This is a genomic window from Streptomyces sp. NPDC050856, from assembly GCF_040653855.1.
In the GTDB taxonomy this organism is placed as follows: domain Bacteria; phylum Actinomycetota; class Actinomycetes; order Streptomycetales; family Streptomycetaceae; genus Streptomyces.
The window spans coordinates 1-22,877 of record NZ_JBFAGV010000047.1; the positions used below are offsets into that span (position 1 = coordinate 1).

The following is a 22,877-nucleotide window of genomic DNA, read 5'->3' on the forward strand; positions in this document are numbered from 1 at the left end:
CAAACTCGCCGCCCGCTACAAAGCCGGCATCCACCTCGCCTCACTCATCCTCTGGCTCCGCGTCCCCCAAGATCCCTTGTCAGACAGGACCTAGCAATCGACAAGGTCGGGCTCAGGTAGCGGGCGGCGGTGTATACGAGGTCGTCGTGGGCGACCTTCGCAACCTCGCGGGCCGTGGTCGGTTCCTCGGTGATGCCGTACGCGTCCCGCATCGCGTATGTCGGCGTGATCATGCGGTCGGCCGCGGCGTCCACGGCCTGGTCCTCGATGAGGACGCGCAGCGCGATCAGCGGGCGGGTGATCGCGCTGCGTGTCATGTGGCTCTCATCGCGCGGGGCTTCGATCCGCTCGGTGCCGGCGCCCTTGAGGACGGCGTCGCCGCGCATCCACTTCGCCCGGCGGTGGTCGCTGGCGGCGCAGGCCAGCGCGGTGACGGCCTCCAGGTGGTCGCGACGAATCGATGCGCCGTGATTGACGCGGACGGACCGTTCGGCGGCGCGTTCCTGGAGGCGGCCGTCCGCGCGCTGCCCGCGCAGGCCCCACTCGGCAGGTAGCCGGTCTACCGCCGAAAACGGAGCTGGCGGCAGCCTTCGTCGCGGCCGTGGCCTTGGAGAGGGCGATGGTCTGTTCCTCAGAGGTGCCGCGGCGGGACGGCAGTCACAGCTGTGTGGCATCAGTCAGTATCGAGGCCGTCGATCAGGCGGTTAAGGAACCGGGTGAAGGTGGCGTCGGGAGTGAGGGGACGTCCGGGGGCGGAAAGGGCTTCGGCGAGTTCCGGGTGGCAGCCGTCGGCGGCGACAGCGGCGAGGTAGCGGTTCTCGGCTGCGGCCCGGTCCGGTGATCGTGAGACTGCGGCCTGCGCGATCTCATGGGCAACGTGCCCGGCCACGAATGCGGTGATCTGGGCGAAGATCTCTAGCTTCGCCGCACCGTCCAGCCCAGTGGGTCGCAGGACGGCGAGCACGTGTTCCAGGAAGGCCAGCGTGTTGGGGCCCGGAACGCGACGGGTGGACAAGGCGACGGGCAGCCAAGGGTGGTGCAGCATGTGTGCGCGCTGCAGGCGGGCCACGGTCTTCAGATCGGCACGCCAGTCGCCGCTGGGTGGGTTCGTGACCGTGAGTTCGCCGCTGACGTGGTCGACCATCAGTTCCAGCAGCGTCTCCTTGTCAGGGGCGTAGCTGTAGATCGACATGACGCCCGCTCCGACCTCGGCGGCCACCCGCCGCATGGTGACCGCGTCGAGTCCTTCCGCGTCCGCCAGAGTGACGGCTGCCGCGGTGATCGCCTCCCGGCTGAAGGAGGGCCTGCGGCCCCTGCGTGGCTCGGTGGGACGCAGCCAAAGCTGTTCGGGATCGACACTCTCGGCACCGGACTTTCGGTCACGGGACACCGCCTCGCACTCCTTCCCCTGGTTGTTGAGTGGCTCTTGCCAAGGTCATCCAAGCATCCTCTATTCTCGTACATCGTACGAGAATAGATGAGGGGAACGATGCCATCACGCACGCCCGACGCCGCAGCCCGACCATCCTGGGTGCCACCCGCCGGAAAACCGCCGCTGTCCTCCCGGATGATGAGGGCGACCTGGCGAGGTCTGCCGGCGAAACGGCACGAGGCCGGATGGGAGCCGGGGCTGGTGGTGCCAGCCGCCGACGGCAGCCCGTTGATCACTGACCACTACTTCCCGCGCGCTCAGGGCGACATTCCCACCCTCCTGGTCCGCTCGCCCTATGGCCGAGGCCTGCCGTGGTCACCCCAGTACGGCCTGCTCTTCGCCGAACAGGGCTTCCACGTAGTCCTGCAGAGTTGCCGCGGCACCGGGGGTTCGGGCGGCGTGTTCGACCTGTGGCGCAACGAGGCCGCCGACGGTCAGGCCACGATGTCCTGGCTGCGCGAGCAGCCCTGGTTCAACGGAACACTGGGGACCGTCGGCCCCAGTTACCTGGGCTACGTGCAATGGGCCCTTGCTTTGGACCCACCGCCAGAACTGAAGGCAATGGTGGTGCAAGTAGGGCTGCACGATCCCTACGCCCTGTTCCACGCAGACGGTGCGCTGCGCCTGGAGAACGCCCTTGCCGTGGGCATGGGCATGAACTACCAGCATCAGGGCATGGCGCCGTTCCTCAAGGCGACCCTGCGCCTGCAGCGCCGCCTGCGAGACGTCACCACCGCGCAGCCCCTGCGTGGGGCCTACGTGTCAGCCTTCGGCAGCGAACTGCCCTGGTTGGACGACGTGATGACACACCCGGACGCCAAGGACACCTACTGGCGCGGCGCGTCGTTGGCGGAGTCGGCGGAGCGGCTCCGCGTGCCCACGGCTCTGATCACAGGATGGCACGACGCACTGGTCGACCAGACCTTCGAGCAGTACGACCGGCTGCGCCGAGGTGGATGTGAGACCGCCCTGCTCGTCGGTCCCTGGACCCACACTTCCGCCCTGCAGCAGGGATGGCCCGAGGTATTCGCCGAGAGCCTGGCGTGGCTGCGCGCCCACCTGTACGCCGATCCCTCCGGCCTTCGTCCCACCGCGGTGCGTGTGCACATCGGCCGCGAAAGCGCCTGGCGGGACCTCGACGACTGGCCGCCAGCCGCGGCTGCCACCTCGTGGTACCCCATCCCTGGCGGGCATCTCACTCAGCAGGCCCCCGCAGACTCCGCCCCCGTGACGACGTTCCACTACGACCCGGCCGACCCCACCCCCTCCCTCGGCGGCCCACTGCTCTCCCGCACCGCCGGTCCCCGGAACAACGGCACCCTGGAGGCCCGAGACGACGTCCTGACATTCACTGGCCCACCACTGACTGAGCCCATGGACATCCTGGGCCCCGTCTCCGCAGAACTGAGCATCTCCACGGACACCGGACACGCCGATGTCTTCACCCGCCTGTGCGACGTGGACCCTCAAGGCCGCTCCGTCAACATCTGTGACGGGTTTGGCCGACTCCGGACAGCCGAACAGGCGCCCTCGCAGGTCACCGTGCCGATGAGCTCCACCGCCCACCACTTCCCCGTCGGCCACCGCATACGCTGGCAGATCAGCGGAGGCGCCCACCCACGCTACGCCCGCAATCCCGGCACCGGTCCGGGCAGCTCGCCCGCACCAGGCGGGACGGGTGGGGCGACTACGCGGGAGGACCGGCGCCCGGCCTCTCGTTGACCGCGGGCTGGCTGCACAGCAGCGAGATCGCCGCGATCGCCACCGACACCTGGGGCTTCGAGGTCCGGCCCAACGAGTTCGACCACGCCTTCCAGCCGCTGCGCCAGGTCGCCATCCCCCACATCGGCCTGATCATCGGCGAGATGTGGGACCCGGACGCGCTCGCGGAGGACTGTCCGGACGACGGGGTGTACGAGTTCCGGCTCACCGCCGCGCCCCTTCCCATCACCGGAGCCGTCGGCTCCCCGGTCAACCCGATCGCCGTGAAGTATCCCGAAACGTGCCAGGTGCGGCGCGTCCTGGACAGCCGTACCGCACTTGGTTCTTGACAGCACCGAGCCGGCCTCCAGTCGCCGCCCGAGGACCCGCGGCCCCTCACACAGGAGGAATCCCGAACATGACCCACACCCGTACCGTCCTGGTAGTCGGCGGAGGCACCGCAGGCAGCGCACTCGCCGTCCTACTCCGCAGAGCCGGTGTCGCCGTCGACCTCGTCGAGACCAAGGCCGACTGGAACGCCACGACAGGCTCCGGCATCACCCTTCAGGGCAACGCCCTGCGCGTCCTGCGCGAGGCTGGCGTCTGGGAGCAGGTGAGCGCCCACGGTTTCAGCAGCGACGGTGTCACCATCGTCGCCCCCGACGGCACCGAGATCTTCACGCAGGAGGACGTGCGTACCGGAGGCGACGACCTCCCGGCTACGGTCGGGATGCGCCGTCCGGCGTTGCAGAGGATCCTCATCAAGGCCGTACGGGCATCGGGCACCCGGGTCCGGCTCGGCTGCACCATCGACACGCTGACGCAGGACGCCACGGGTGCCGACGTCTGCTTCACGGACGGCACGTTCAGCCGGTACGACCTGGTGGTCGCCGCCGACGGTCTGAACTCCCGCACGCGCGAGCTCATCGGCGTCACCGACAAACCCGCCCCGACCGGCATGGCGATCTGGCGCGCTCCCGCGCCGCGCCCGGCAAGCGTCACCCGCACCCATGTCGCGTATGGCGGCCCGGCCTACATCGCCGGGTTCTGCCCCACCAGTGAGACCACCGTCTATGCCTACCTCGCCGAGCCGAGCCGAACCGCGACCGGGCGTCGATCGACCCCGCCTCGTACGCCGACGAGATGCGCCGCCTCGCCGAGGGGTACGGGGGCCACTGGGAGGAGATCCACGCCTCGATCACCGACCCGACACAGGTCAACTACACCTGGTTCGACCGGCATCTGGTCGAGGGAGCCTGGCATCGCGGCCGGGTGGTGCTCGTCGGAGACGCCGCCCACGCCTGCCCGCCCACCCTGGCACAGGGGGCCGCCATGTCCCTGGAGGACACCTGGGTCCTCGCTGAACTGCTCGGCTCCCAGGTGACTTGGGACGACGGCCTGTTGACCGCCTACCGCGACCGCCGCATGCCGCGCGTACGCATGGTCGTCGACGCCTCCGTGCAAATCGTCCAGTGGCAGCTCGACGGGGTCCGCGACGCGGACGTACCCGGGCTGATGCGCCGCACCCTCAACGCACTGAAGGAACTCCCGTGAACGGCCGCACGACGAGCGCCCCCACTGTGGACGTCCACGCCCACCTCCTGCTTCCCCATGTGGAAGAGGCCGTGGCCGGACACCCCGCACTGGCCGAGGCCCGCAACCTCGACGCCCGCCGCAACGGGCCCGAGGCACTGGCCGTCAACGGCCCGATGGTGCGAAGACGCATCCCGCTGCTGACGTACGTCGACGAGCGACTCACCGCCATGGACGCGGCGGGCGTCGACATCCAGCTGGTGTCCCCGTCACCGTCCCACTACCACTACTGGGCCGACGCGGAACTCGCCCGCACACTCTACGAGCTGGCGAACACCGGCACCGCCGCCCACTGCGCCGGGGCCCCCGACCGCCTGTACGGACTGGGCCTGGCACCCCTCCAGCACCCCGAGCTCGCCGTCGAAGCCCTCGACCACGCCCTGAAGCAGGGCCTGCTGGGCGTGGAGATCTCCTCACACGCGCCCGGCCGTGAGCTGTCCCATCCGGCGTACGAACCGCTGTGGGCCCGCGCCGCCGACACCGGAGCGGTGCTCTTCCTGCACCCCTTCGGCTGCACCCTCGACGGACGCCTCGACCGCTGGTACCTGTCCAACACCGTCGGCCAGCCCGCCGAGAACGCCGTCGCCCTCTCCCACCTGATCTTCTCCGGCGTCCTCGACCGGCACCCCGGACTGAAGCTGATAGCCGCACACGGGGGCGGCTATCTCCCCACCCACATCGGCCGCTCCGACCACGCCTGGCGGGCCAGGCCCGACGCCCGCGGCTGCGCGCGGGAGCCGAGCAGCTATCTGAAGCCCCTTTGGTTCGACTCGCTGGTGCACGACCCGGCCGTCCTGCGGGAACCGATCCGCGTCGCCGGGCCGGACCGTGTCCTGCTCGGCTCGGACTTCCCCTTCGACATGGGTACCGACGACCCGGTGGCCGCCCTGCGCGCCGCCGACCTGCCCGATGCCGACTTCCACGCCGTACGCGGAGCCAACGCGACCGTGCTCCTCCTCCGGAAGGACTGACATGCGTCTGCTCACCCATCTGCGGCACGTCGACCTCGCCGTGCCCGACTACGACAAGCAGCTCGACTTCTACGCGGGCGTCTGGGGCCTGACCAAGGTCGCCGAGGACTCCGGCATCTCCTTCCTCGCAGCGGAAGGCTCCCCGGAGCAGTACGTCGTACGACTGCGCAAGGCCGACGAGAAACGCCTCGACCTGGTCTCGTACGGCGCCGCGACCGCCGCCGATGTGGACACCCTCGCCGAACGTCTCCTCGCAGGCGGCGTCCAGCTGATCTCCCGGCCGGGACGCGTCGACACCCCGGGCGGCGGCTACGGCTTCCGCTTCTTCGACGTGGACGGCCGCACCATCGAGATCTCCGCCGACGTCGAGGCCCGCGTCCACCGCCGGATCGAGGAGAAGGAGGCCATCCCGGTGCGCCTCTCCCACGTCGTGCTCAACTCGCCCGACTTGAACCGCACCAGGGCCTGGTACGAGCGGTTCCTCGGCTTCGCGCTCAGCGACACCCTGAGCTCCCCGCACATGGGCGAGGTCATGCACTTCATGCGGATCAGCAACCAGCACCACTCCATGGCCCTTGCCAAGGGCCCGCACACCTCGCTTCACCACGTCTCCTTCGAGATGCGCGGCCTGGACGAGTACATGCGCGGCTCCGGCCGTGTCATGCGCGCCGGAGCCCGCAAGATCTGGGGTCCCGGCCGGCACCTGGCCGGCGACAACACCTTCACGTACTTCCTCGACCCGCACGGCAACACCGTCGAATACACCACCGAGCTGGAAGAGCTCGACGAGGACACCTGGCACCCGCACGTCTACGACTTCTCCAAGCCGGAAGTCACCGACCAGTGGGGCACGGCCAACCCCATGAACGAACTGGTCGCCAAGGAATCGTTCAACGACGTCGACCGCGGAGTGTTCACCGCCCCGCCGGTCTGACCGTCCCCGAGTTCCGGGGGCGCGGCACCTTGTGTCAATGCCCTGACTGCCTGCCGCGCCCCCGGTTTCCCACCCCCTGGAGCCCCTCCCATGCGCTTCGCCAGTTACGAACATTGCGGCCGCAGGCGTCTCGGCGTCGTCGAGGACGACGGTCGTCCTTATCCCGTCCCCGGCCACGACTCACTCCTCGACCTGCTCCGCACCGGCAGGCTCCGCGGGGCGGGCCCCGCCACCCTCGACGTACCCGCCGGGCCGAAGCTGAGGGACGTGACGCTGCTGCCGCCGCTGCAACCCCCGACCGTGCGGGACTCAGCCTGTGGAACTTCCACTCGGGCAACCCGGACTGCAAGCCACAGACGTGGGAGGTATGGTCCGCCGACCCCGCCAGCCTCTCCAGTCGCTGGACCAACCGCCCCAAGACGCACGCCAAGCACGCAACCTCCACGGAGATAAGGGCAACCCGGGCTGCGGCGCGGACGGCTGGATCAACGCCGACGTCACGCAGCTCGTGCAGTCCTGGGCCTCCGCGAAGGCCCCGAAATCGTCCATGGCGCTGACCGCCGTCGAAGACACGGCGGTGGGACAGTGGAAACGGGTCAACTCCGCTAACGCGGCCGCCAATGCGCCGAAGCTCACGGTCACGTAAAACTTCCGGCCCCGCTCCGGCAACAACCGCCAGGCCGGCCCACCGTTCGTGAAGGACGCCTCGGGCACCTGGCAGGTACTGCAGCCGTGGCCGCAGCACGCCCCCTCTGTTCAATCAGAGCTCAGCTTGATCGTCACTGGAAGAGCTGCCAGATGCCGTAGAGGTTGGCACCGACGTTGGCGGCCTGCAGCGGAGCCTTCCCGTACCAGTCCAGGTTGTCGTACCAGTTCTTGAAGTCGCTGAACTTTCCGCCGACGGCCTTGCGAAGCCCGGCACCTTGAGGGCGGATGCGGGCTGCTGCTCGTATCCGCCCTCACCGGCGCCTGGGGAGGCAAGGACCGCCGCGTCGAAAGGACCGTCTGGGCGACCGACGTCCCGTCAGAACTGGGTCCCGGATGGAGGCCGACGTCGTCAGAACACCGAGTTGACGGGTGCCGAGTCCCACAGCAGGTTGCCCGGGGCGGCGGGCTTGAACGGGACCGCCGTGTCGCCGGTGCCCGCGTAGAACTTGGCGCCCGAGGTTCCGACCGCGTAGAGATCGGCCCGCCCGTCGCGGTCGGCGTCGCCGATGCCGACGAGGTGGGTGAAGACGCCCCAGCCCCCGCCGATCCTCGTGCGCGGGGCGTAGGTACCGTCGCCCTTGCCCTCGTACAGCCACAGGACACCGGCCTTGTCGCGGGCGACGAAGTCTCCTGCGGAGGTGCCGGCGATGTTGCCGGTGGCGGTGAGCTGGTTGTAGATCCCCCAGCCCCAGCCGATCTTCTTGCGGGGGGCGAACGGCGCGCTCGCGCTGCCCGTGCCCTTGTAGAACCACACGTCGCCGGCGGCGTCGGTGGCAAGGAGATCGGACTTCCCGTCGCCGTTGAGGTCGCTACCGCCGGTCATGTTGTGGTAGATCTGCCAGCCGCCACCGATCTTTGTACGGCCAGCGAAGTTGCCGTTTCCGTTGCCCTGGTAGAGCCAGAGCACGCCGGCCTTGTCACGGGCGACGAGGTCGCCGGCCGGGCTGCCGGCGACGTTCCCGACGGCCTCCAGCTGGTTGTAGATCTGCCAGCCGCCGCCGACCTTCACCCGACCCGTCGAGTACGGCTGCGGCGCGGAGGCCACCTTGGCCGAGTCGTCGCGCCACAGCACGCCTGAGGCGTCGCGGGAGAGCAGGTCCGGTGTGCTGTTGTCCGTGTAGTCGTGCAGGCCGGCTGTGCGGGTGACCTTGAAGGTGCCGGTCTGCGCGAGGTCCGGACCGATGCCGTTGAGCGGGGAGGCGGTGAAGTCCCAGGTGTAGTCGCCGCTGGGCGCGAACTCCTTTATACCTGCGGCGTTGGGGATCATCCCGTCCCAGCGGAAGTCGACGGATCCCTTGCTCTCGTAGGTGGCCGCCTGTGCGAAGTCGTACCGCACGCTGCGGCCCGTGCCGACATGGCGCACCGTCACGGAGCCCTGGGCGTTGGACCGGGAGAGCACCCAGCGGAGCAGGGCCTGACCGTTGTTCTTGTCGAGGTCGACGACCGGGGGAGTGGCCTCCGTGTGCAGCGTGAGCACGGTCGGCTCGCCGGTGCTCGCGATGAGCGTGGCGGTGGGCTTGCCGTCCGCCCCGAGTACGATTCGGTAGACCCCCTCGCCGTGGGCGACCGTACCGCCGCGAACCAGGAGCGCGCCGTCGGCGGTGGGGACGGTGGACGAGGCGTGGTCGAGGAGCTTGACCGTGGAGTGGTCGACGAGGTTGACGGCACTGAGCGCGAAGCGCGGGGACGCTACGGTCGCGGCGGCGCCGCCCGGAGCCGCGTACGTGACCCAGTCGCCCAGGACACCGATGTGCGGGCGGACGGAGTTGCCCAGGTCGGCCGCTTCCACGGCCGGCGTGCTCCCCGAACCGTCGCGGGTGGCGTACATGAGCTTGGCGTGCGCGGACGTCGGGGCGTCAACCCAGACCCAGCGGTCCCCGGAGAGGGCCGTGTCGGTGTCGTACGCGGACACGCCCACCTCCCGCTTCTCGACGACGGAGGCGGTGGCGACGTCCACGACGGCGAGGTAGGAGCGGTCCGTGTCGGCATCCGCCGAGACGTACCGGACGAGCGCCGAGTTGTCCGACAGGGCCTCGACGCTCTGGATCCTCGAGTTCGGCGTGAGGCCGGTCACCTGCCGGTCGCTGCCCGCCTGGTTCCCCTCGCCGATCAGACGGAGCTGGCCCACCTTGCTCTGGCTGTCCCAGGACGAGAAGACGAGAGTCCTGCCAACCACGCCCTTCCAGTAGAGCCGGGTGTCGCTCTGGTTGACGACCGCGGGGTCGCTGCCCGGCGATGACATGTCATGGAGCAGGTACCGGCTCGTGCCGTCCTCCTTGGCGACGACGGTGTCGGAACCGCCGCCGCGGTACCCGCTGTACCACTCCGGGAGGGCCGTGGTGGTGCCGTCGACCGTGCTGGTCCAGCGGTAGTACGTGTGATCCCATCGGCGCTCCACCGACAGAAACCCGGTCGGGCCGACACTGAGGATCTGGTCGGTGCGGGGGATGGAGATGACGCCGTCGACGGACGCCTGCGCGTCGGCGGGTCCGGTGTCCGCGGCGACGGCAGCGGTGGGCGTCGCGGCGATCGCGGGCGCCGTCGCAAGGCTCGCACCGACGGTCACGGCCAGAACGGTGGTGACGGCCGCGACGAGCTGATGTCGGGCGGGACGAACATGGATCAAAGCGGGTTCCTCTCAAGCGACCGGGCACGCACCAGGGGCTGCGCGCCCGGTCAGACTCCTGATCACATCAGAAGGTTGTGCTGAGTGGCGATGTCGTCAGGCCGACGGCGCTGGCTCTGTCCGCGAGAACGGCCAGCGGAGGTACACCGGTTCGGGAGGCAGCCGCCGTCCGAGAGGGAATCGACATGTTCACGGGTTTCGACAGCAGCACTGGCACGGAGAGGTTGCTGCTGGGTGCGATGGCCGTCGCCGTCGGGGTCCGGTGCCCCGACCGCATCGGTGCGCCGGGCTTCAGGCAGGTGGAAGCGGCCCCGCGACGGTGACCGTGCCGGTCCAACCAGTCCGGTTGATCGGGCGCGTGCCAGAGGACGTCGAGCCGGCGGGGGGTGAGTTCCTCCGCCTTCTGAACCAGGGCCGCCTGCGTGATGTCCGGCCCGAAGGAGGGCGGAGGGCCCGCGAGAGTCCCGTCGGCGATGTCGGCCAGGCCGGTGAAGTGGACGGCGTACCTCCATCCGTCCGCGGTCCGGTACGGGACGAGGCTGGTCGGCGTCCCGCAGGGTGCGCCAGTACGGCCGCCGTTTGCTCGCCATGCCGGGACGGTACTGCGGACTCACCGCCCATGCGGCGCGTCCGGCGTCACCGGGGACGTACGGGCCCCCGACCGTCCGGGTAAACAGATGGTCGGGGGCGAGCGTGACGCGGCAGGATGCTCCGCATGACATTGCCCACTCCCGAGCTGCACACCGCCCGCCTGCGACTGCGGCCGTTCACCGACGCCGACGCGGCGCCGCTCTACGCGCTGCACAGCAGCGCCCACGTGCTGCGCTACTGGGACTCCCCGCCGTGGACCCAACCGGCCCGCGCCCAGCGCTTCATCGCGACCTGCCGGGCGATCGAGGAGGAGGGCACGGGAGCGCGGGTGGCCGTCGACCGCGTCTCCGACGGCGCATTCATCGGCTGGTGCGGCCTGACCAGCTGGAACCCGGACTTCCGCAGCGCGTCCCTGGGCTACGTCTTCGACGCCGCCGCCTGGGGCCACGGCTACGCCACGGAGACCGCCCACGCCGTCCTGCGGTGGGCGTTCGACACCCTGGACCTGAACCGCGTCCAGGCGGAGACCGACACCCGCAACGTGGCATCCGCCCGGGTCCTGGAGAAGCTCGGCTTCGTCCGCGAAGGCACCCTCCGCGAGGACTGCGTCGTCAACGGCGACGTCTCCGACTCCTGGGTCTTCGGCCTCCTCCGCCGCGAGTGGCACCCCACGGCCACGCCGACGGCCGGCCGCTGGGACCGAGACCTGCCCGCCTTTCGGTCCGCAACCCCACCGAGGTCACCGTGGGCCGCTCCGGCGAGGTCAACGTCTTCGCTTGCCCCCACCGATCCCGACCATCCGCACCGATGGAGCATGCAGTAGCTCGTAGGGTCCGCCTGGAGCGGCAACACTCTCATCGGCATGCGCGGGTGCTGTCGCATCTCGGGTTCTGGTGCAACTTCTGTGGAGCTCTCACGCTCTGTAACGTCTCGGGACTGTAGGGCCCTTCGTGACTCGTTGACGGATCTGTTTGGGATCATGCCCGCATGAACCTCGACCTCGCTCCACCGGCCGGCGTCGGCCCGTTGCGGATCGGTATGACCCGGCACGCGGCGAACACGGCGCTTGACTCGTTCCGCGATCGATCTGCGATCTCGGAGTCTGATCGGCCGGGGCAGCACGTCTTCCGCCCCAGCGGGCTGATGATCAGCATCCACTGCATGCGCGACATGCTTGAAGCCATCGAGCTGGGAAGGCCGTCGTCCCAGACGGACCGGGTGTTGTTCCAGGGGGTGGACGTGTTCGCCCTACCCGCCCGCGAGGTTGTCCGGCGCGTCGGTGAGTTCACCTCGATCGAGGAAGATCCTGACGACGACGCTTCATTCATCGCCCCGGACTTATTGCTGAGCTTCTGGCGTCCCTTCGCAGCCGACGATGAGCCGGAGGAAGAGCAGGGCTGCTACTTCAGCTCGGTCCTGCTGGCACGGCCCGGCTACTACGACACCCCTGCTCAGGCTGCCGAGCGTCTCCGGCAGAGCTCGTGACGAGCCGGTCAGGAGGCCAGCAGGACTCGCTTCCGCAGTAGACCGAAGCCGGCCCGGCCGTACATCTGGCGCTCCAGCATTCTGATTCGTTGACGTGGCCTTCGACGACGCCGGGACTCCAGGGCAGAGTCAGCCCGGCGGTGACGGCGGCGAGGTCTCGTCCGAGGCCGTTGACGAAGATGTGGAGATTGGGCAGGTCGTCCGCGCGGACCGCCTTGATCCACTGGGGGAGCTGGCCACCCCGGAGCTGGGTGAGTATCTTCCCTGACGCGCGGACGTGCCCTGTGAGGGCGTCCAGTTCGGGGCAGTACGCGAGCACGGACTTCAGCTTCAGGCGTTCGTTCTGCGGCAGGGTGTCCGGGTGGGTCAGGATCCACCTTGCGACGGTCCGCGGGGACGGTGGTCGAGCTGCCGGGGCGGTCGGGGTGGTGCGGAGCGGCCGGAGGTAGGCGCGTACGGCTCCGTAGCCGCCGCGGTAGCCGTGCGTCTTGATCTCTTCCCAGAGGGTCCAGGCGTTCGTGCAGCACTCAGCCCACCGCTCGTGCAGGTACGGCTGAAGTCGTCGAGCTTGGTCCTGCGGTTCTGCCACAGACCCTGGAACAGGTCTTCCGGCCTCACGGCGTCCGCGAAGAGCTTGACCGTGCGGTAGGTCATGCCAAGCTGGCGCTGAACGGAGCGCCGGCTGTGGCTGGCGGCCAGCAGCGCGTGGACGGTGGCGTGCTTGGCCCGGGTGCGGTCGGCGAACCGGTGTCCGGTCGGCCATGGCGAGCCGCCGTCCGCCGGTGCCTGAGCCTCTGCCTTCTCCGGGGCAGAATCCACGGTGGTCGCGCGCAGGCCAGAACGATGGCGGGAGACGCACCGTTCCGTGGCTTCGCCGAGGTCGCGCCAGAGATGAACCGGTCGGCGACCTGGACGGCGGTGGGCGCCCCGGTACTGGCGCCCTCGGCGAAGAACGGGGCGCGGTCGCGGCAGACGACCTCGCTCCCTGGGTGCTCGGTCAGCCAGGCCGCGGGAGTGCCCGCCTCACGGTCCGGCAGCAGGTCCACCGGTCTGCGCGTCTCGATGTCGACCAGCACGGTCCGGTAGACACGGCCCTTGCGCATCGCGTACTCGTCGACGCCGGCCACCCGCAGGGGCTGCGGCTGAGGCTCCGGGAGCGCGTCGACCAGTCGCAGGACCGCGTTCCGGCTGACCCTCGCCCCGAAGACGTCGGCCAACCGGGCGCCAGCGCGGCCGGCCACCGCAAGGCCGACCTCGGCCAGCGCCGACCGCATTCGTTCGGTGCGCTGGCTGTGTCGGCGGGTCAGACCCGTGACCTGCTCGGCGAACGCCCGTCGCCCGCATGAGGCGTCCTCGCACGTGAACCGCCGGACCGCAGCCGCAGCACCACTCACCGTCCTGCCACGGGAAGATTGGCTGGAAACCGCGGGTAGGAACCGTGCACTCGCTCCGACCAGCTCCCGCAGCCCGGGCAGCGAACCTTGGCCGTCCGGGATCTGACACCGACCCGAATCACGTCGCCCTCGTCCTGCACCGACACCACCCTGATCTCCGAAGCCGACAGGAAGAGCAGCTCTCCCAGCCGGAGCAGTACCTCGCGTACAGCCCAGAACCATCAGCCCGGACGAGGTCGGCACCGGCAGTTCCCGGACGATCTCGCGGGCGGTAACAGCAAGATCAACTGTCACAGGCAGTACGCACGCCTGAGCTCAACGTGCGCTCGCGCGGTGTGTTCGCGGTCGCCGACTCCGACGAGTGGGCGGACAAGGCGTTCTCCGGCACGTACGACTCGACGCTCGTCACGCCCGCGTACGCCGTCGGCGGCAAGTCCACGGTGAGACTGGACCTCACGACGCTCTACCGCCAGGAGGGCGGCCAGACCGCCGAGATCCTCGCCTCCTGGAACGGCGCGACGCCCGTCTCCGTCCGCTCGTACACCTCGGACGCGATCTCGCAGCCGGAGTCCGTCACCCTGCCCATCCCTTCCGGAGCCACCAGTGTGAGTTTCCGCTTCCGCTACACCGGCAGCAACAACTGGTACTGGGTGATCGACGGGGTCAAGGTCACGTCGACCTGACCGGGCAAGGGGCGCGCCCGGACGATCCGGTCCGGGCGCACCCCTTGTGCGGCACCGCCCCTACTTGTTCGGGTCCCGGAGGCGGCCGAACGCCTTCGTGAGGGCGTTCAGCGGCGAGCCGCCGGCCCTGACCGGCCCGGGCACGGGCGGCCGGGGAACAGCGTCGCCGCCGGTCACCTCGGCCAGCGCGGCGTGCGCCGACTCGGCCGCCTCCCGGTAGAGGTCGCAGGACTTCGTCATGGCGTCGAGCGCCTCGGCGTACTTGACGACCATGCTCCGGGCGTGGACCAGCTCCTCGTCCGGAGTCAGCAGATGCCAGCCCCGGCGCAGCCGCGTCAGGGCCCGCTCCGCGTCGTCGGGCAGCGGCCGGGGCAGTGCGGCGAACGCCTGTATGACGCCGAGGAGTTCGGTCGGTTCAGAGCCGTCCAGGAAGACGCTGCGCACCGTGAAACACTCCGCGTCGTACTCCGGACGCCGCGGCTCCGTGGGCAGGACGACGGCGCCGCCGCGCGGCAGCCGCACGTCCAGGTCCCGCTTCAGAGCGAAGTCGGCGATCTGTGCCTGCTCCGGTGTGCCCCGGTGCTCGACCACCCGGTGCCGCAGGCTCGGCGGCAGGAACGCCGAGACCGGCTGCTGCCCCCTCACGTCCGGCGTCATGGCCTCGTGCACCACCACATGGATGTACCAGCTCGTGCGGGAGCAGTCCTTCAGCCGGTGGCGCAACTCGTCGTCGTCCTTCGGCAGGTGGTTCGCCGCCCGCAGGCGCACGCCCGGCACCGTGTCGTGGTCCCAGGCGCTTTGGTCACTGTCGGGCCAGAGCATGGTGGCGGGCGAGGGCCACCCCGGGTCCCACTTCCGCTCCGCCTCGGCGGCGAGGACCCAGGTGACGCCCTCGTCCTCCTTGCGGCGGGACTCGGAGTCGTACGTGGTCAGCTGCGCGCGCACGGTGACGCCGTCGGCAACGCGCCAGCGGGCCTCGAAGAGGCGACGCGCCGACGGGCCGGGGTCGGCGGCCTCGTCCCGCGGGTGCAGGACGGTGGAGCGGGCCGCCTCGACGGGGTCGAGGTCCAGGAAGTCGTCGAGCACCCCGGCCGCCTTGAGGGCGGTCAGGTTGCGCCGCACGTCCTGCTCGGGCTCGGGCCCGAGGTGGCGCCCGCGTCCCAGCCACGCGGTGTCGGGGACGATGGTCGAAGAGCTGCTGTTCTTGGCCATGGCATCGTTCTGTGGGTGATCGGGGCCCGACCAGTATGGCCCCAACGCCGTGCCCTGAAACCAACGGCCCACGCGCCCTTGGAGGAAGCACGGATGATCGACAGTGGCCGCAGGTCACGGCGTAGATCCTGCCTCTCAGGACCTCCTCCGGATGAAGCTCGACGTCGGACCACGTCCTGCCCCGCGAGTTCCCATCACCTCAATGGGCACCTGCGCGCCGTAGTCGGCGTCACATGAAGGTGACGCGCATTCCCCCCTCGGACAGCACGTGGAGGACCGCGGCGACCAGGTCGTACGGCTCGCCCCCCGGCGCCGGGAACCGGGTTGACGCACGGGCAGGTGAGGGCTGGCCCGGAGGTGATCGATCCAGGGGGCGCGCACGGCGGTCAGGGTGTGGCGGGGGCTCACCGAGGGCCGCCTGCGGGCCCATCCCCGGCTGCCCCGAGGCCCGCACTCGCTGCCGTACGCCGGCAGGAAGGTGTCCACGGCCGCGTCCGCCGGGCCGGACGGTTCGGCGGCGGGGCGCGGCGGGTGCCCAGCCCGGAGCGCGTCAAGCACGAGTCGGACAACGAAGTCAGGAACACGACTGGCTCGTAGCCACGCTGTTCGACCGGGACTGGTGCGACGACAACGCACCCCCGGCCATCCTCGACTGACAGCCAGGGACGCGGCCCAGCCAGCAAGGGGCCTGCGGCACGGGGGAGTGCAGGGAAAGCCGCTGTCGGGTGGCGTGAGCGTCGGGGATGCTTGCGCTCATGAATGAGCGCAAGCAGCCGGCGCCGTTCGGCGACTGCGTGGTCTGTCCGCCCCGTGTTCGAGCCGGTCTACGCGGAGATGTTCCGGCCGCTCGTGGAGGAGATACCGCGGCCGTACCGGGCCACGGTACTTAGAGGTCCTGACAAAGGCGTTGGACGTGGCGGTGGGTGATGAGGCAGGTGGCGAGGCCGAGGAAGGCTTCGTGGATGTCGTCACGCCTTTCCCAGCGGATGCGCAAGCGGCGGAAACCGTGGAGCCAGGAGATGGTGCGTTCGACGACCCAGCGGAAGATGCCCAGGCCGGAGCCGTGCGGCTGACCGCGCTCGGCGATCACGGGGCGGATACCGCGTTTCCACAGCAGGCGCCGGTACTTGTCGTGGTCGTAGCCGCGGTCCGCAAAGAGCATGTCCGGCCGTCTGCGTGGCAGCCCGATCACGCCGGCCACGGGTGGGACCTTGTCCAGCAGGGGCAGGAGCTGGGTGACGACGTTGCGGTTCCGCCGGTCAGCGAGACCGCGAGCGGGATGCCCTGGCCATCGACGAGGACGTGGTGCTTGCTGCCCGGCCGTGCGCGGTCGACCGGGCTGGGACCGCTTTTGGGCCCCTGCGGGCCGCCCGCACGTGGGAGGAGTCGATCACCGCCCGCCTTGCAGCCATCGGCCCGGCCTGTGACGACACGGCCACGGCGATCGACCGGGCTCGCGAATGATCAGGATGTGTTCGGACCTCAGTGTGTGTTGCGCCTGTCGGGCAGCGGGCGGGGGTCTGTCGAGAGGGTGGTCAGCTGGCGAGCTGGCTTTGCCAGTGGTGCAGCGGCTGGAGGAGTCGGCCTCCGGCCTGGTGGTCGATGGCTTCTGCGAGGCCGTGCAGGAGGGAGGTGAGCATGGCGCGGGTAGTGGGGTCGCTCAGGCGCTCGCCCGGCTCGGCCCGGTGGTCCAGGCGGGTGTGGACTTCGGGGACGGCGACTTGGGGGCCGCCGACCACGTAGACGTTGAGCAGCGCGAACAGTTCACGCAGCTGGCTCTGGGCGCGGATACCGCCGAAGACGCCCGGGGAAGCTGACAGGACCATCGCAGCGTGGCCGGGCAGGACGCTCGCGCCGTACGGGCGTGAAGCCCAGTCCAGAGCGTTCTTCAGGACGCCGGGCACGGCGCCGTTGTATTCGGGGGTGGCCACGATAAGGCCGTCGGCGTCGGCGATGGCCTGCCACATCGTGCGCACGGTGGCCGGCGGGTCGGTCTCGAGGTCTTCGTTGAAGCGGGGCAGTTCGTCCAAGCCCTTGAACAGCTCGATGTGCATGCCTTCGGGGGCGAGGGGCTGAAGGCATTGGAGTATCTGGGTATTGAAGGAGGCGGCTCGCAGAGAGCCAGAAATAGCCAGGACACGGCTCATGAAGGGTAACTCCGGGACAGACACGGGCGCGGCAGTGTCACCGCGCCGACATGGACAAGCGGCATTGAGGGGAAGGGCGGGACAAAGGGCCGGCCCCGCCGGGCGGGGCTGCGGGTCGGGGCCGGCGGTCAGGACAGCTCGGTGGGTCAGCCGCGGAAGCTCTCACGCTGGGCGAAGTCAGTGATCTCACCGGCCGCGAAGGCGTCCGTGTACCGCAAGGGGCGGGCGGTGTCGACGTTCCACACGTAGATCGGCAGCCGGTCCCGGACCGCGGCCAGGTGAGCCTGGTTGAGCCGTGATTCATTCCGCCGGGGATGACGCTCATCAGCCCGGGGGGCGGGCCGACCCTGCGGCCGTCCGGGGCGCCGAGGGGGACGATCACCTCGTCGTAGTCGACGTTGCGGTGGTAGGGCTGCGCGCGCTCGGCGTCCTCGGCACTCTGCATCGGGAGCGGGGCCATCGTGACTATCCACTTGTCGCCCGACTGGAACGTGGCGTGTGTCATCGGCGGCACGTCCAGCCGCTCCGATGTCAAAGGCCGGATGTCCGCCAGCCGGAGACGAAAGGGAGCGAGGTTGCCGGTCCAGCCCTCGGCGTCGGCGGGATCGAAGGCGTAGAAGATGGAGGACAGCTCCCCGCCGCGGGTGACGAGCACCTCCCACTCCCCGCTCGGGTTTTCCGATGCCGGGACGGCGCCACGTGCGTCGAGCCGGGGGACGTCCAGGACGCCCCGGTCGAAGGGCAGGAAGTGACCGAGCGGGCCGCGTTCGGGAAGCGCGATCGGCTCCCGCGTCTCCACCACGTACGTCAGGTGCTCGACACCTTCGTCGGGCAGGAGGCGGTAGTTGGTGCCCTTCGGGATGACCAGGTACTCCAGCGGCCCGTAGGCCAGGGCGCCGTAGTCGCAGACCAGGGTGCCGCTGCCGGACTGGGTCAGCAGCAGCGTGTCGCCGTCGGCGTTGCGGAAGTAGTACGGCATCGCGGCGGACCGCTTGGACACCGAGATCCTGATGTCGTCGTTGAACATCAGCAGCGTCGGCAGCGCCCTGGGGTCGGACGCGTCAGCAGTCGCCAGATCGGCGAGCTGGATACCGCGTGGCCGGATCGGGCCATCGACGCGCAGCCAGTCGGTGGTGGGGTGGGCGTGGTAGAGCTGGGAAACCTCTCCTTCGAAGCCGCGGCGTGCGTGATGTTCCTCGAAGGTGCCCTCCGGCACCGCCGAGTGGGCCTGACCGGATATCCGGCCCTGGACGTGCTTGGCGAACACGAGACTCCCTGGGCGCGTACCGCATCGCGGCAGTCGGGTGAGTGGTGTGAGGGTGCGGAGGGGCAGGCGGCAGCTCCGCCACACCGTTCAGGGGAGGCGGGGGTGCCGCTGTGCTGTGCCGGCGGGTCAGTCCAGGGTGAGGACGAGCTTGCCGCGCTGGCCGCCGGTTTCCATCAGCCGGTGCGCTTCGGCAAGGTCCGCCAGCGCGAAGCGGCGGGCGATGGGCAGGTCCAGGTCGCCGCGGGCGGCGAGGCCGGTGACCTGGGCCACGGTCTCGGCCGCGCGGGTGCCGAACATCATCGTGATGCCGTACTGCTTGGCCAGCGGCGGGCTGGCCAGCGTCACGATCCGGCCCTTGTCGCCGGTCACGGCGATCGAGACAGTGATCGCCTCCTCGGAGCCGGTCAGATCGAGGGAGGCATCCACCCCCTGCGGGGCCAGCTCCCGCACACGCTCCTGAAGGCCCTCGCCGTACGTCACAGGCGCACCGCCGAGGGATCGCACATAGTCGTGGTTGTCGTCACTGACGGTGCCGATCACCCGGGCGCCCCAGGCGCGGGCGAACTGGGCGGCAACCGAGCCGACCCCGCCGGCCGCACCGTGGATCAGCACGGTCTCGCCCGCTGCGACCTCCGGCATCCGCAGCGCGTTGTACGCCGCCTGGCCGACCGCGCCGATGACCGCTGCCGTCTCCCAGGAGAGCTCCGCAGGCTTCAAGGTCAGGTTCTCGACGGGGACGACGACCTGCTCGGCGTAGGCCGCCAGATCGACGAACCCGATCACCTCGTCCCCCACCGCGAAGCCCTCGACTCCGGCGCCGACCTGGTCGACCACCCCGGCGAACTCGTTGCCGAGCTGCTGCGGGAAAGAGATGTCGAAGACCGTGTCGAACTCCCCGCGCCGGATCTTCGCGTCGATCGGGTTCAGCCCCGCCGCCTTGACCCGCACCCGCACCTGACCCGGCCCGGCCTTCGGCTCAGGAAGATCAGCCACCCGGAGAACCTCCGGAGTGCCGTAGGAGTCCATCACCACTGCCTTCATGCTGGCCGCCGCCTTACCTTCGATTGAGTGAATCAGTACCGGAAACGGCCTTCGATCAGTACCGTCCGGCGTCCTTCCGGTGACTAAGTCAACGCCTACGGCTCACTCGCGTCCAACACTCCTGAGCTGATACGTGACAGCCAAAGGCTGTTAGTGTGAAAGGCGTGGACCTTGACCTGCGCCAGGTGCGCTACGCCGTCACCCTCGCCGAGGAACTGCACTTCGGCCGGGCGGCCGCGGCGCTGACCATCGCCCAGCAGACGCTTTCCTCGCAGATCAACGCCCTGGAAAGCCGTGTCGGTGTACCCCTGTTCACCCGTGACCGCCGCCACGTAGCCCTCACCCCCGCAGGCGAAATCTTCGTCAAACGCGGCCGACGCCTGCTGGCCGACGCTCAGCGCCTGGTCGACGAGGTCGCCCGCACACAGGCACCGCTGCGGATCGATGTCCTCACTGAAGGGCTCACCCCTTCACTCATCACCCAGCACTTGCGCGGCGAGTCACCGTGCCTGCCCTTCGAGGTGCTCCAGAGCCAGGGCCTCGCCGCCGCCCTGCCCCGCCTGCTCGCCGGAGACCTCGACATCTCCTTCGGCCGCCCCCACGGCCTCGGCCAGGACCTCCCGGCGCCCCTGGGCACCATGCCCGTCCGGCTGGAACCCATCGGCGTCATCATGCCCACCGATCACCCCCTGACAGCCCACGACGAGGTGACGCTCGCCGCGCTCGCCAACCACCCACTCCTCGTCCACACCGCCGAGGAAGCCGCAGAATGGCGTGACTGGATCGACGCAGCCATCAACGACTTCAACCTCCAGGCCGCATTGCGCGTACGCGGACACGGCCGCGCCGCCATCCACGCCACCGTCCTCGCCCGCGGCTACCCCGCCTTCGGCCTCACCACCGGAGACCTACCCCACGGCCTCACCGCTCGCCCCCTGATCAACCCCGTACCGCTCTACCCATGGCACGCCGTGTGGAATACGCAAACAGCCGCACCTGCCGTCAACCGCGCCCTGGAACTCATCCACAACTACGCCCAAGGCCACCACTGGCACCAGTTCCCCGACCGCACCTGGTGGCTCCCGGACACCGACCGGACCGACCTGCCCGGACCCTCCTGACGACTGTCGTGCCCGCCCCATAACTCCCGCGCCGATAGGGGGAATCGAATCGCGCCTGCCGGAAGTTGCGGATCCTGTCTAGGATCCGCAACTCGCCGTACGCGGGTGCCTGCCAAAACGTCGGAATCCGCGCGGAGGTCGCCCGCTGCGGCCGGTGGCCGGGCACTCTGTCCGCATACCTGACCGGTGCGAACAGCCGCGCCGCCCAACCGGAAATTCACGGGCGACCGTCACTCACCGCTACGGACTGTGACAACTGCTCATGATCGCGTGGAAGTGCTCGATCGGTGCTCATGATCACGCGGAAGTGCTCACGACACTGCGGAACCTACACCTGACAGCCGTGCGGACCGCCACCCCGTCCTGGCCACTGTGTAGAGTGGCACCACCGACGCGGGGTGGAGCAGCTCGGTAGCTCGCTGGGCTCATGACCCAGAGGTCTTCTCTGAACTAGTGCCACATCAGGCAACGTTCGCCCCGTTGTGAGGTCCTGCCTGTCGACGGATTCGACCGCTGGCGATAATCGACCGATGGCCATCATCGAACGCCCTATGCCGCCCCTGAACGCCGACGAGCGCACCACGCTCGAAAGCTGGCTCGACTTTCATCGCACCACCCTCGCCATGAAGTGCGAGGGCCTGGACGATGAGAAGGCCGCCGTCGCATCCGTGCCGCCGTCCGCCTTCACGCTGACCGGCCTCGTCCAGCACATGGCGGAGGTGGAGCGGAACTGGTTCCGCCGAGTGTTCGCCGGAGAACAGGCCCCGCCCATCTACGACCCGCAGGCTGACCCCGATGGCCCCGACGGCGGCTTCGAGCTGGCCGAGGGCGCCACCCTGCGCGACGCTCTGGCCACCTGGCACGCGGAGATCGCCCGCGCCCGCGAGCACTGCGCCGACCGCGCTCTGACCGACACCGGCCGCTTCATGGAGCAGGACGTCAGCCTCCGCTGGATCTACGTCCACATGATCGAGGAGTACGCCCGCCACAACGGCCACGCCGACCTGCTCCGGGAACGCATCGACGGCACCACCGGCGTATAGCGCTTACGGATCAGGCAGCGTTGGCCCGGTCGACGGCGGCGCGTAGGTGCCGGTCGTCGGCGTGGCGGTTTCGCCAGATGACGTAGCGGCGGATCGTGCTGACACTAACGAACATGCGACCGCCCCCGGGCCATTAGGCACGGGGGCGGAGTGCTGGCAGTCAGTCCTCGTTGGTGGCGAAGCTGGTGCGAACGGCGACCTGACTGAAGCTCGGAATTCCCGTGAACACCGGCGATTCCTTCTTCTTCTGCCTCGCGACAAGCTGGTCGACTTTCTCTTTTGCGGCATCCCTGCTCACTGAGAGACGCTCGACGTCGCCAAGCCAGCCTTCGCATTCTGCTTCGACGATCCAGTCGTTCCAGTTCTCGTGAATTTTGACAAGTCGCCTTCGTTCATTGGGATCCACGATGAGGACTGGACAGCGAACACAAGCGTGTTCGTGGATGCAGTCGGTTCCGTAGGCCCTCCCGCACGATCCCAACGCCAGCTTGTGGCCGAGGATGTGCTGGACGTGAGCCAGCGACATTTCAGGGTCCTCGGTCATGAGGTAGGGAGCAGTGTGCCGCAGGTCGTGGAGCGTCCAGTTGGCGACCAGGAGTTCGACCGCCCGATTGAACATGGCGCGGGCGGCGTCGTAGGTCAACGGCCGCCGGGGGCGTCGCAGGGTCCACCACAGAGGCTGGTTGCGGCCCCGCGGGACCCCTTTTCCCCAGGCTTCCTCCTGGTAGAGCCGGAGCCAGACGAACGCGTCGGGAGACGCGGGCAACTGCTGGTAGTCCCGGGTGCCTTTGCGGATCACACCGATGAGTTGCTGGCCGGGGAGTGCGTCACGTTCGGTTGCGGTCAGCAGCCGGCTGCGGCCTTTCCATCCGGTCGACGACGCGGACCATGACCAGGCCGTCACCGAGCCGCTGCCGAACGGTCGCGG

The 22,877-nt window shown here is 69.5% G+C and carries 18 protein-coding genes and 6 pseudogenes; 14 read left to right on the plus strand and 10 right to left on the minus strand.

Going from position 1 to position 22,877, the window contains the following annotated elements; all coding sequences use genetic code 11:
* Positions 1-44 precede the first annotated feature (44 nt).
* Positions 45-317 carry a hypothetical protein gene (locus tag AB0H53_RS27680; protein WP_362119018.1) on the minus strand — a complete coding sequence of 91 codons (273 nt, stop codon included), beginning with the start codon at positions 315-317 and terminating at the stop codon, positions 45-47.
* On the opposite strand from AB0H53_RS27680, the gene AB0H53_RS27685 reads away from it, so the two are divergent.
* Complete coding sequence (locus AB0H53_RS27685; protein WP_362119021.1) at positions 318-554, plus strand: hypothetical protein; 237 nt, start codon at positions 318-320, stop codon at positions 552-554. It begins immediately after the preceding gene.
* Positions 555-673: 119 nt separating this feature from the next.
* Here the strand turns inward: AB0H53_RS27685 and AB0H53_RS27690 are convergent, their stop codons facing one another.
* A complete protein-coding gene (locus AB0H53_RS27690) occupies positions 674-1,390 on the minus strand; it encodes a TetR/AcrR family transcriptional regulator (protein WP_362118945.1) in 717 nt (238 codons plus the stop codon).
* Positions 1,391-1,570: 180 nt separating this feature from the next.
* Here AB0H53_RS27690 and AB0H53_RS27695 point away from each other — a divergent pair, with 180 nt between their 5' ends.
* The 7 genes and pseudogenes from AB0H53_RS27695 to AB0H53_RS27725 all read left to right on the plus strand — a co-directional run.
* Positions 1,571-3,154: a CocE/NonD family hydrolase gene (locus tag AB0H53_RS27695; protein ID WP_362119012.1), complete on the plus strand. Its 1,584-nt coding sequence runs from the start codon at positions 1,571-1,573 to the stop codon at positions 3,152-3,154.
* Positions 3,076-3,423: pseudogene (locus AB0H53_RS27700) on the plus strand (cyclase family protein); the annotation flags it as partial. The gene AB0H53_RS27695 and the pseudogene AB0H53_RS27700, both read left to right, overlap by 79 nt.
* A gap of 128 nt (positions 3,424-3,551) precedes the next feature.
* Positions 3,552-4,226 (plus strand): annotated as a pseudogene (locus AB0H53_RS27705) (FAD-dependent monooxygenase); the annotation flags it as partial.
* Between the two features lie 50 nt (positions 4,227-4,276).
* Positions 4,277-4,687 (plus strand): FAD-dependent monooxygenase, encoded by a 411-nt coding sequence (locus AB0H53_RS27710; RefSeq protein WP_362118948.1) that lies wholly within the window; start codon positions 4,277-4,279, stop codon positions 4,685-4,687.
* Positions 4,684-5,697: an amidohydrolase family protein gene (locus AB0H53_RS27715; RefSeq protein ID WP_362118951.1), complete on the plus strand. Its 1,014-nt coding sequence runs from the start codon at positions 4,684-4,686 to the stop codon at positions 5,695-5,697. The genes AB0H53_RS27710 and AB0H53_RS27715 overlap by 4 nt, the downstream gene beginning before the upstream one ends.
* A gap of 1 nt (position 5,698) precedes the next feature.
* Positions 5,699-6,631, plus strand: a complete 933-nt coding sequence (locus tag AB0H53_RS27720) for a VOC family protein (protein ID WP_362118954.1) — start codon at positions 5,699-5,701, stop codon at positions 6,629-6,631.
* Between the two features lie 302 nt (positions 6,632-6,933).
* A pseudogene (locus tag AB0H53_RS27725) lies at positions 6,934-7,274 on the plus strand (DNRLRE domain-containing protein); the annotation flags it as partial.
* 414 nt (positions 7,275-7,688) lie between these two features.
* Here the strand turns inward: AB0H53_RS27725 and AB0H53_RS27730 are convergent.
* Positions 7,689-9,965, minus strand: a complete 2,277-nt coding sequence (locus AB0H53_RS27730) for a VCBS repeat-containing protein (protein ID WP_362118957.1) — start codon at positions 9,963-9,965, stop codon at positions 7,689-7,691.
* 715 nt (positions 9,966-10,680) lie between these two features.
* Between AB0H53_RS27730 and AB0H53_RS27735 the strand changes: the two are divergent.
* From AB0H53_RS27735 to AB0H53_RS27745, 3 genes and pseudogenes are all read left to right on the plus strand, one after another.
* Positions 10,681-11,235: pseudogene (locus tag AB0H53_RS27735) on the plus strand (GNAT family protein); the annotation flags it as partial.
* Between the two features lie 308 nt (positions 11,236-11,543).
* Entirely contained in the window at positions 11,544-12,041 is a 498-nt protein-coding gene (locus AB0H53_RS27740) for a hypothetical protein (protein ID WP_362118960.1), read from the plus strand.
* A gap of 94 nt (positions 12,042-12,135) precedes the next feature.
* The gene (locus AB0H53_RS27745) at positions 12,136-12,309 is read left to right on the plus strand and encodes a hypothetical protein (RefSeq protein ID WP_362118963.1); all 174 of its coding nucleotides are present in this window, start codon (positions 12,136-12,138) and stop codon (positions 12,307-12,309) included.
* Positions 12,310-12,691: 382 nt separating this feature from the next.
* Here the strand turns inward: AB0H53_RS27745 and AB0H53_RS27750 are convergent, their stop codons facing one another.
* On the minus strand, positions 12,692-13,657 hold the full coding sequence (locus AB0H53_RS27750) for a transposase (protein ID WP_362119015.1): 966 nt from the start codon (positions 13,655-13,657) through the stop codon (positions 12,692-12,694).
* Between the two features lie 68 nt (positions 13,658-13,725).
* On the opposite strand from AB0H53_RS27750, the pseudogene AB0H53_RS27755 reads away from it, so the two are divergent.
* Positions 13,726-14,118: pseudogene (locus AB0H53_RS27755) on the plus strand (nucleotide pyrophosphatase); the annotation flags it as partial.
* Between the two features lie 60 nt (positions 14,119-14,178).
* Here the strand turns inward: AB0H53_RS27755 and AB0H53_RS27760 are convergent.
* From AB0H53_RS27760 to AB0H53_RS27780, 5 genes and pseudogenes are all read right to left on the minus strand, one after another.
* Complete coding sequence (locus AB0H53_RS27760; RefSeq protein ID WP_362118966.1) at positions 14,179-15,330, minus strand: hypothetical protein; 1,152 nt, start codon at positions 15,328-15,330, stop codon at positions 14,179-14,181.
* 886 nt (positions 15,331-16,216) lie between these two features.
* Positions 16,217-16,727, minus strand: a pseudogene (locus AB0H53_RS27765) (IS5 family transposase); the annotation flags it as partial.
* A gap of 138 nt (positions 16,728-16,865) precedes the next feature.
* Positions 16,866-17,477, minus strand: coding sequence for an NAD(P)H-dependent oxidoreductase (locus tag AB0H53_RS27770; protein WP_362118969.1), 612 nt, complete (start codon positions 17,475-17,477; stop codon positions 16,866-16,868).
* A 37-nt stretch (positions 17,478-17,514) separates the two neighbouring features.
* Positions 17,515-18,744 (minus strand): homogentisate 1,2-dioxygenase, encoded by a 1,230-nt coding sequence (locus tag AB0H53_RS27775; protein WP_362118972.1) that lies wholly within the window; start codon positions 18,742-18,744, stop codon positions 17,515-17,517.
* Between the two features lie 126 nt (positions 18,745-18,870).
* On the minus strand, positions 18,871-19,737 hold the full coding sequence (locus AB0H53_RS27780; protein WP_362118975.1) for an NADP-dependent oxidoreductase: 867 nt from the start codon (positions 19,735-19,737) through the stop codon (positions 18,871-18,873).
* A gap of 212 nt (positions 19,738-19,949) precedes the next feature.
* Here AB0H53_RS27780 and AB0H53_RS27785 point away from each other — a divergent pair, with 212 nt between their 5' ends.
* Together AB0H53_RS27785 and AB0H53_RS27790 are read left to right on the plus strand one after the other, a co-directional pair.
* Positions 19,950-20,906, plus strand: a complete 957-nt coding sequence (locus AB0H53_RS27785) for a LysR family transcriptional regulator (protein ID WP_362118978.1) — start codon at positions 19,950-19,952, stop codon at positions 20,904-20,906.
* Between the two features lie 530 nt (positions 20,907-21,436).
* Positions 21,437-21,949 (plus strand): DinB family protein, encoded by a 513-nt coding sequence (locus AB0H53_RS27790; protein ID WP_344642648.1) that lies wholly within the window; start codon positions 21,437-21,439, stop codon positions 21,947-21,949.
* 160 nt (positions 21,950-22,109) lie between these two features.
* Here AB0H53_RS27790 and AB0H53_RS27795 read toward each other — a convergent pair whose 3' ends face one another.
* Positions 22,110-22,853 (minus strand): tyrosine-type recombinase/integrase, encoded by a 744-nt coding sequence (locus AB0H53_RS27795; RefSeq protein WP_362118982.1) that lies wholly within the window; start codon positions 22,851-22,853, stop codon positions 22,110-22,112.
* Positions 22,854-22,877 lie beyond the last annotated feature (24 nt).

Bases quoted from the DNA above. Each gene is read 5' to 3' on its own strand.
- AB0H53_RS27680 (WP_362119018.1), bottom strand. From the start codon at position 317: ATGACACGCAGCGCGATCACCCGCCCGCTGATCGCGCTGCGCGTCCTC.
- AB0H53_RS27695 (WP_362119012.1), top strand. From the start codon at position 1,571: ATGAGGGCGACCTGGCGAGGTCTGCCGGCGAAACGGCACGAGGCCGGA.
- AB0H53_RS27710 (WP_362118948.1), top strand. From the start codon at position 4,277: ATGCGCCGCCTCGCCGAGGGGTACGGGGGCCACTGGGAGGAGATCCAC.
- AB0H53_RS27720 (WP_362118954.1), top strand. From the start codon at position 5,699: ATGCGTCTGCTCACCCATCTGCGGCACGTCGACCTCGCCGTGCCCGAC.
- AB0H53_RS27740 (WP_362118960.1), top strand. From the start codon at position 11,544: ATGAACCTCGACCTCGCTCCACCGGCCGGCGTCGGCCCGTTGCGGATC.
- AB0H53_RS27750 (WP_362119015.1), bottom strand. From the start codon at position 13,657: ATGGTTCTGGGCTGTACGCGAGGTACTGCTCCGGCTGGGAGAGCTGCT.
- AB0H53_RS27760 (WP_362118966.1), bottom strand. From the start codon at position 15,330: ATGGCCAAGAACAGCAGCTCTTCGACCATCGTCCCCGACACCGCGTGG.
- AB0H53_RS27770 (WP_362118969.1), bottom strand. From the start codon at position 17,477: ATGAGCCGTGTCCTGGCTATTTCTGGCTCTCTGCGAGCCGCCTCCTTC.
- AB0H53_RS27790 (WP_344642648.1), top strand. From the start codon at position 21,437: ATGGCCATCATCGAACGCCCTATGCCGCCCCTGAACGCCGACGAGCGC.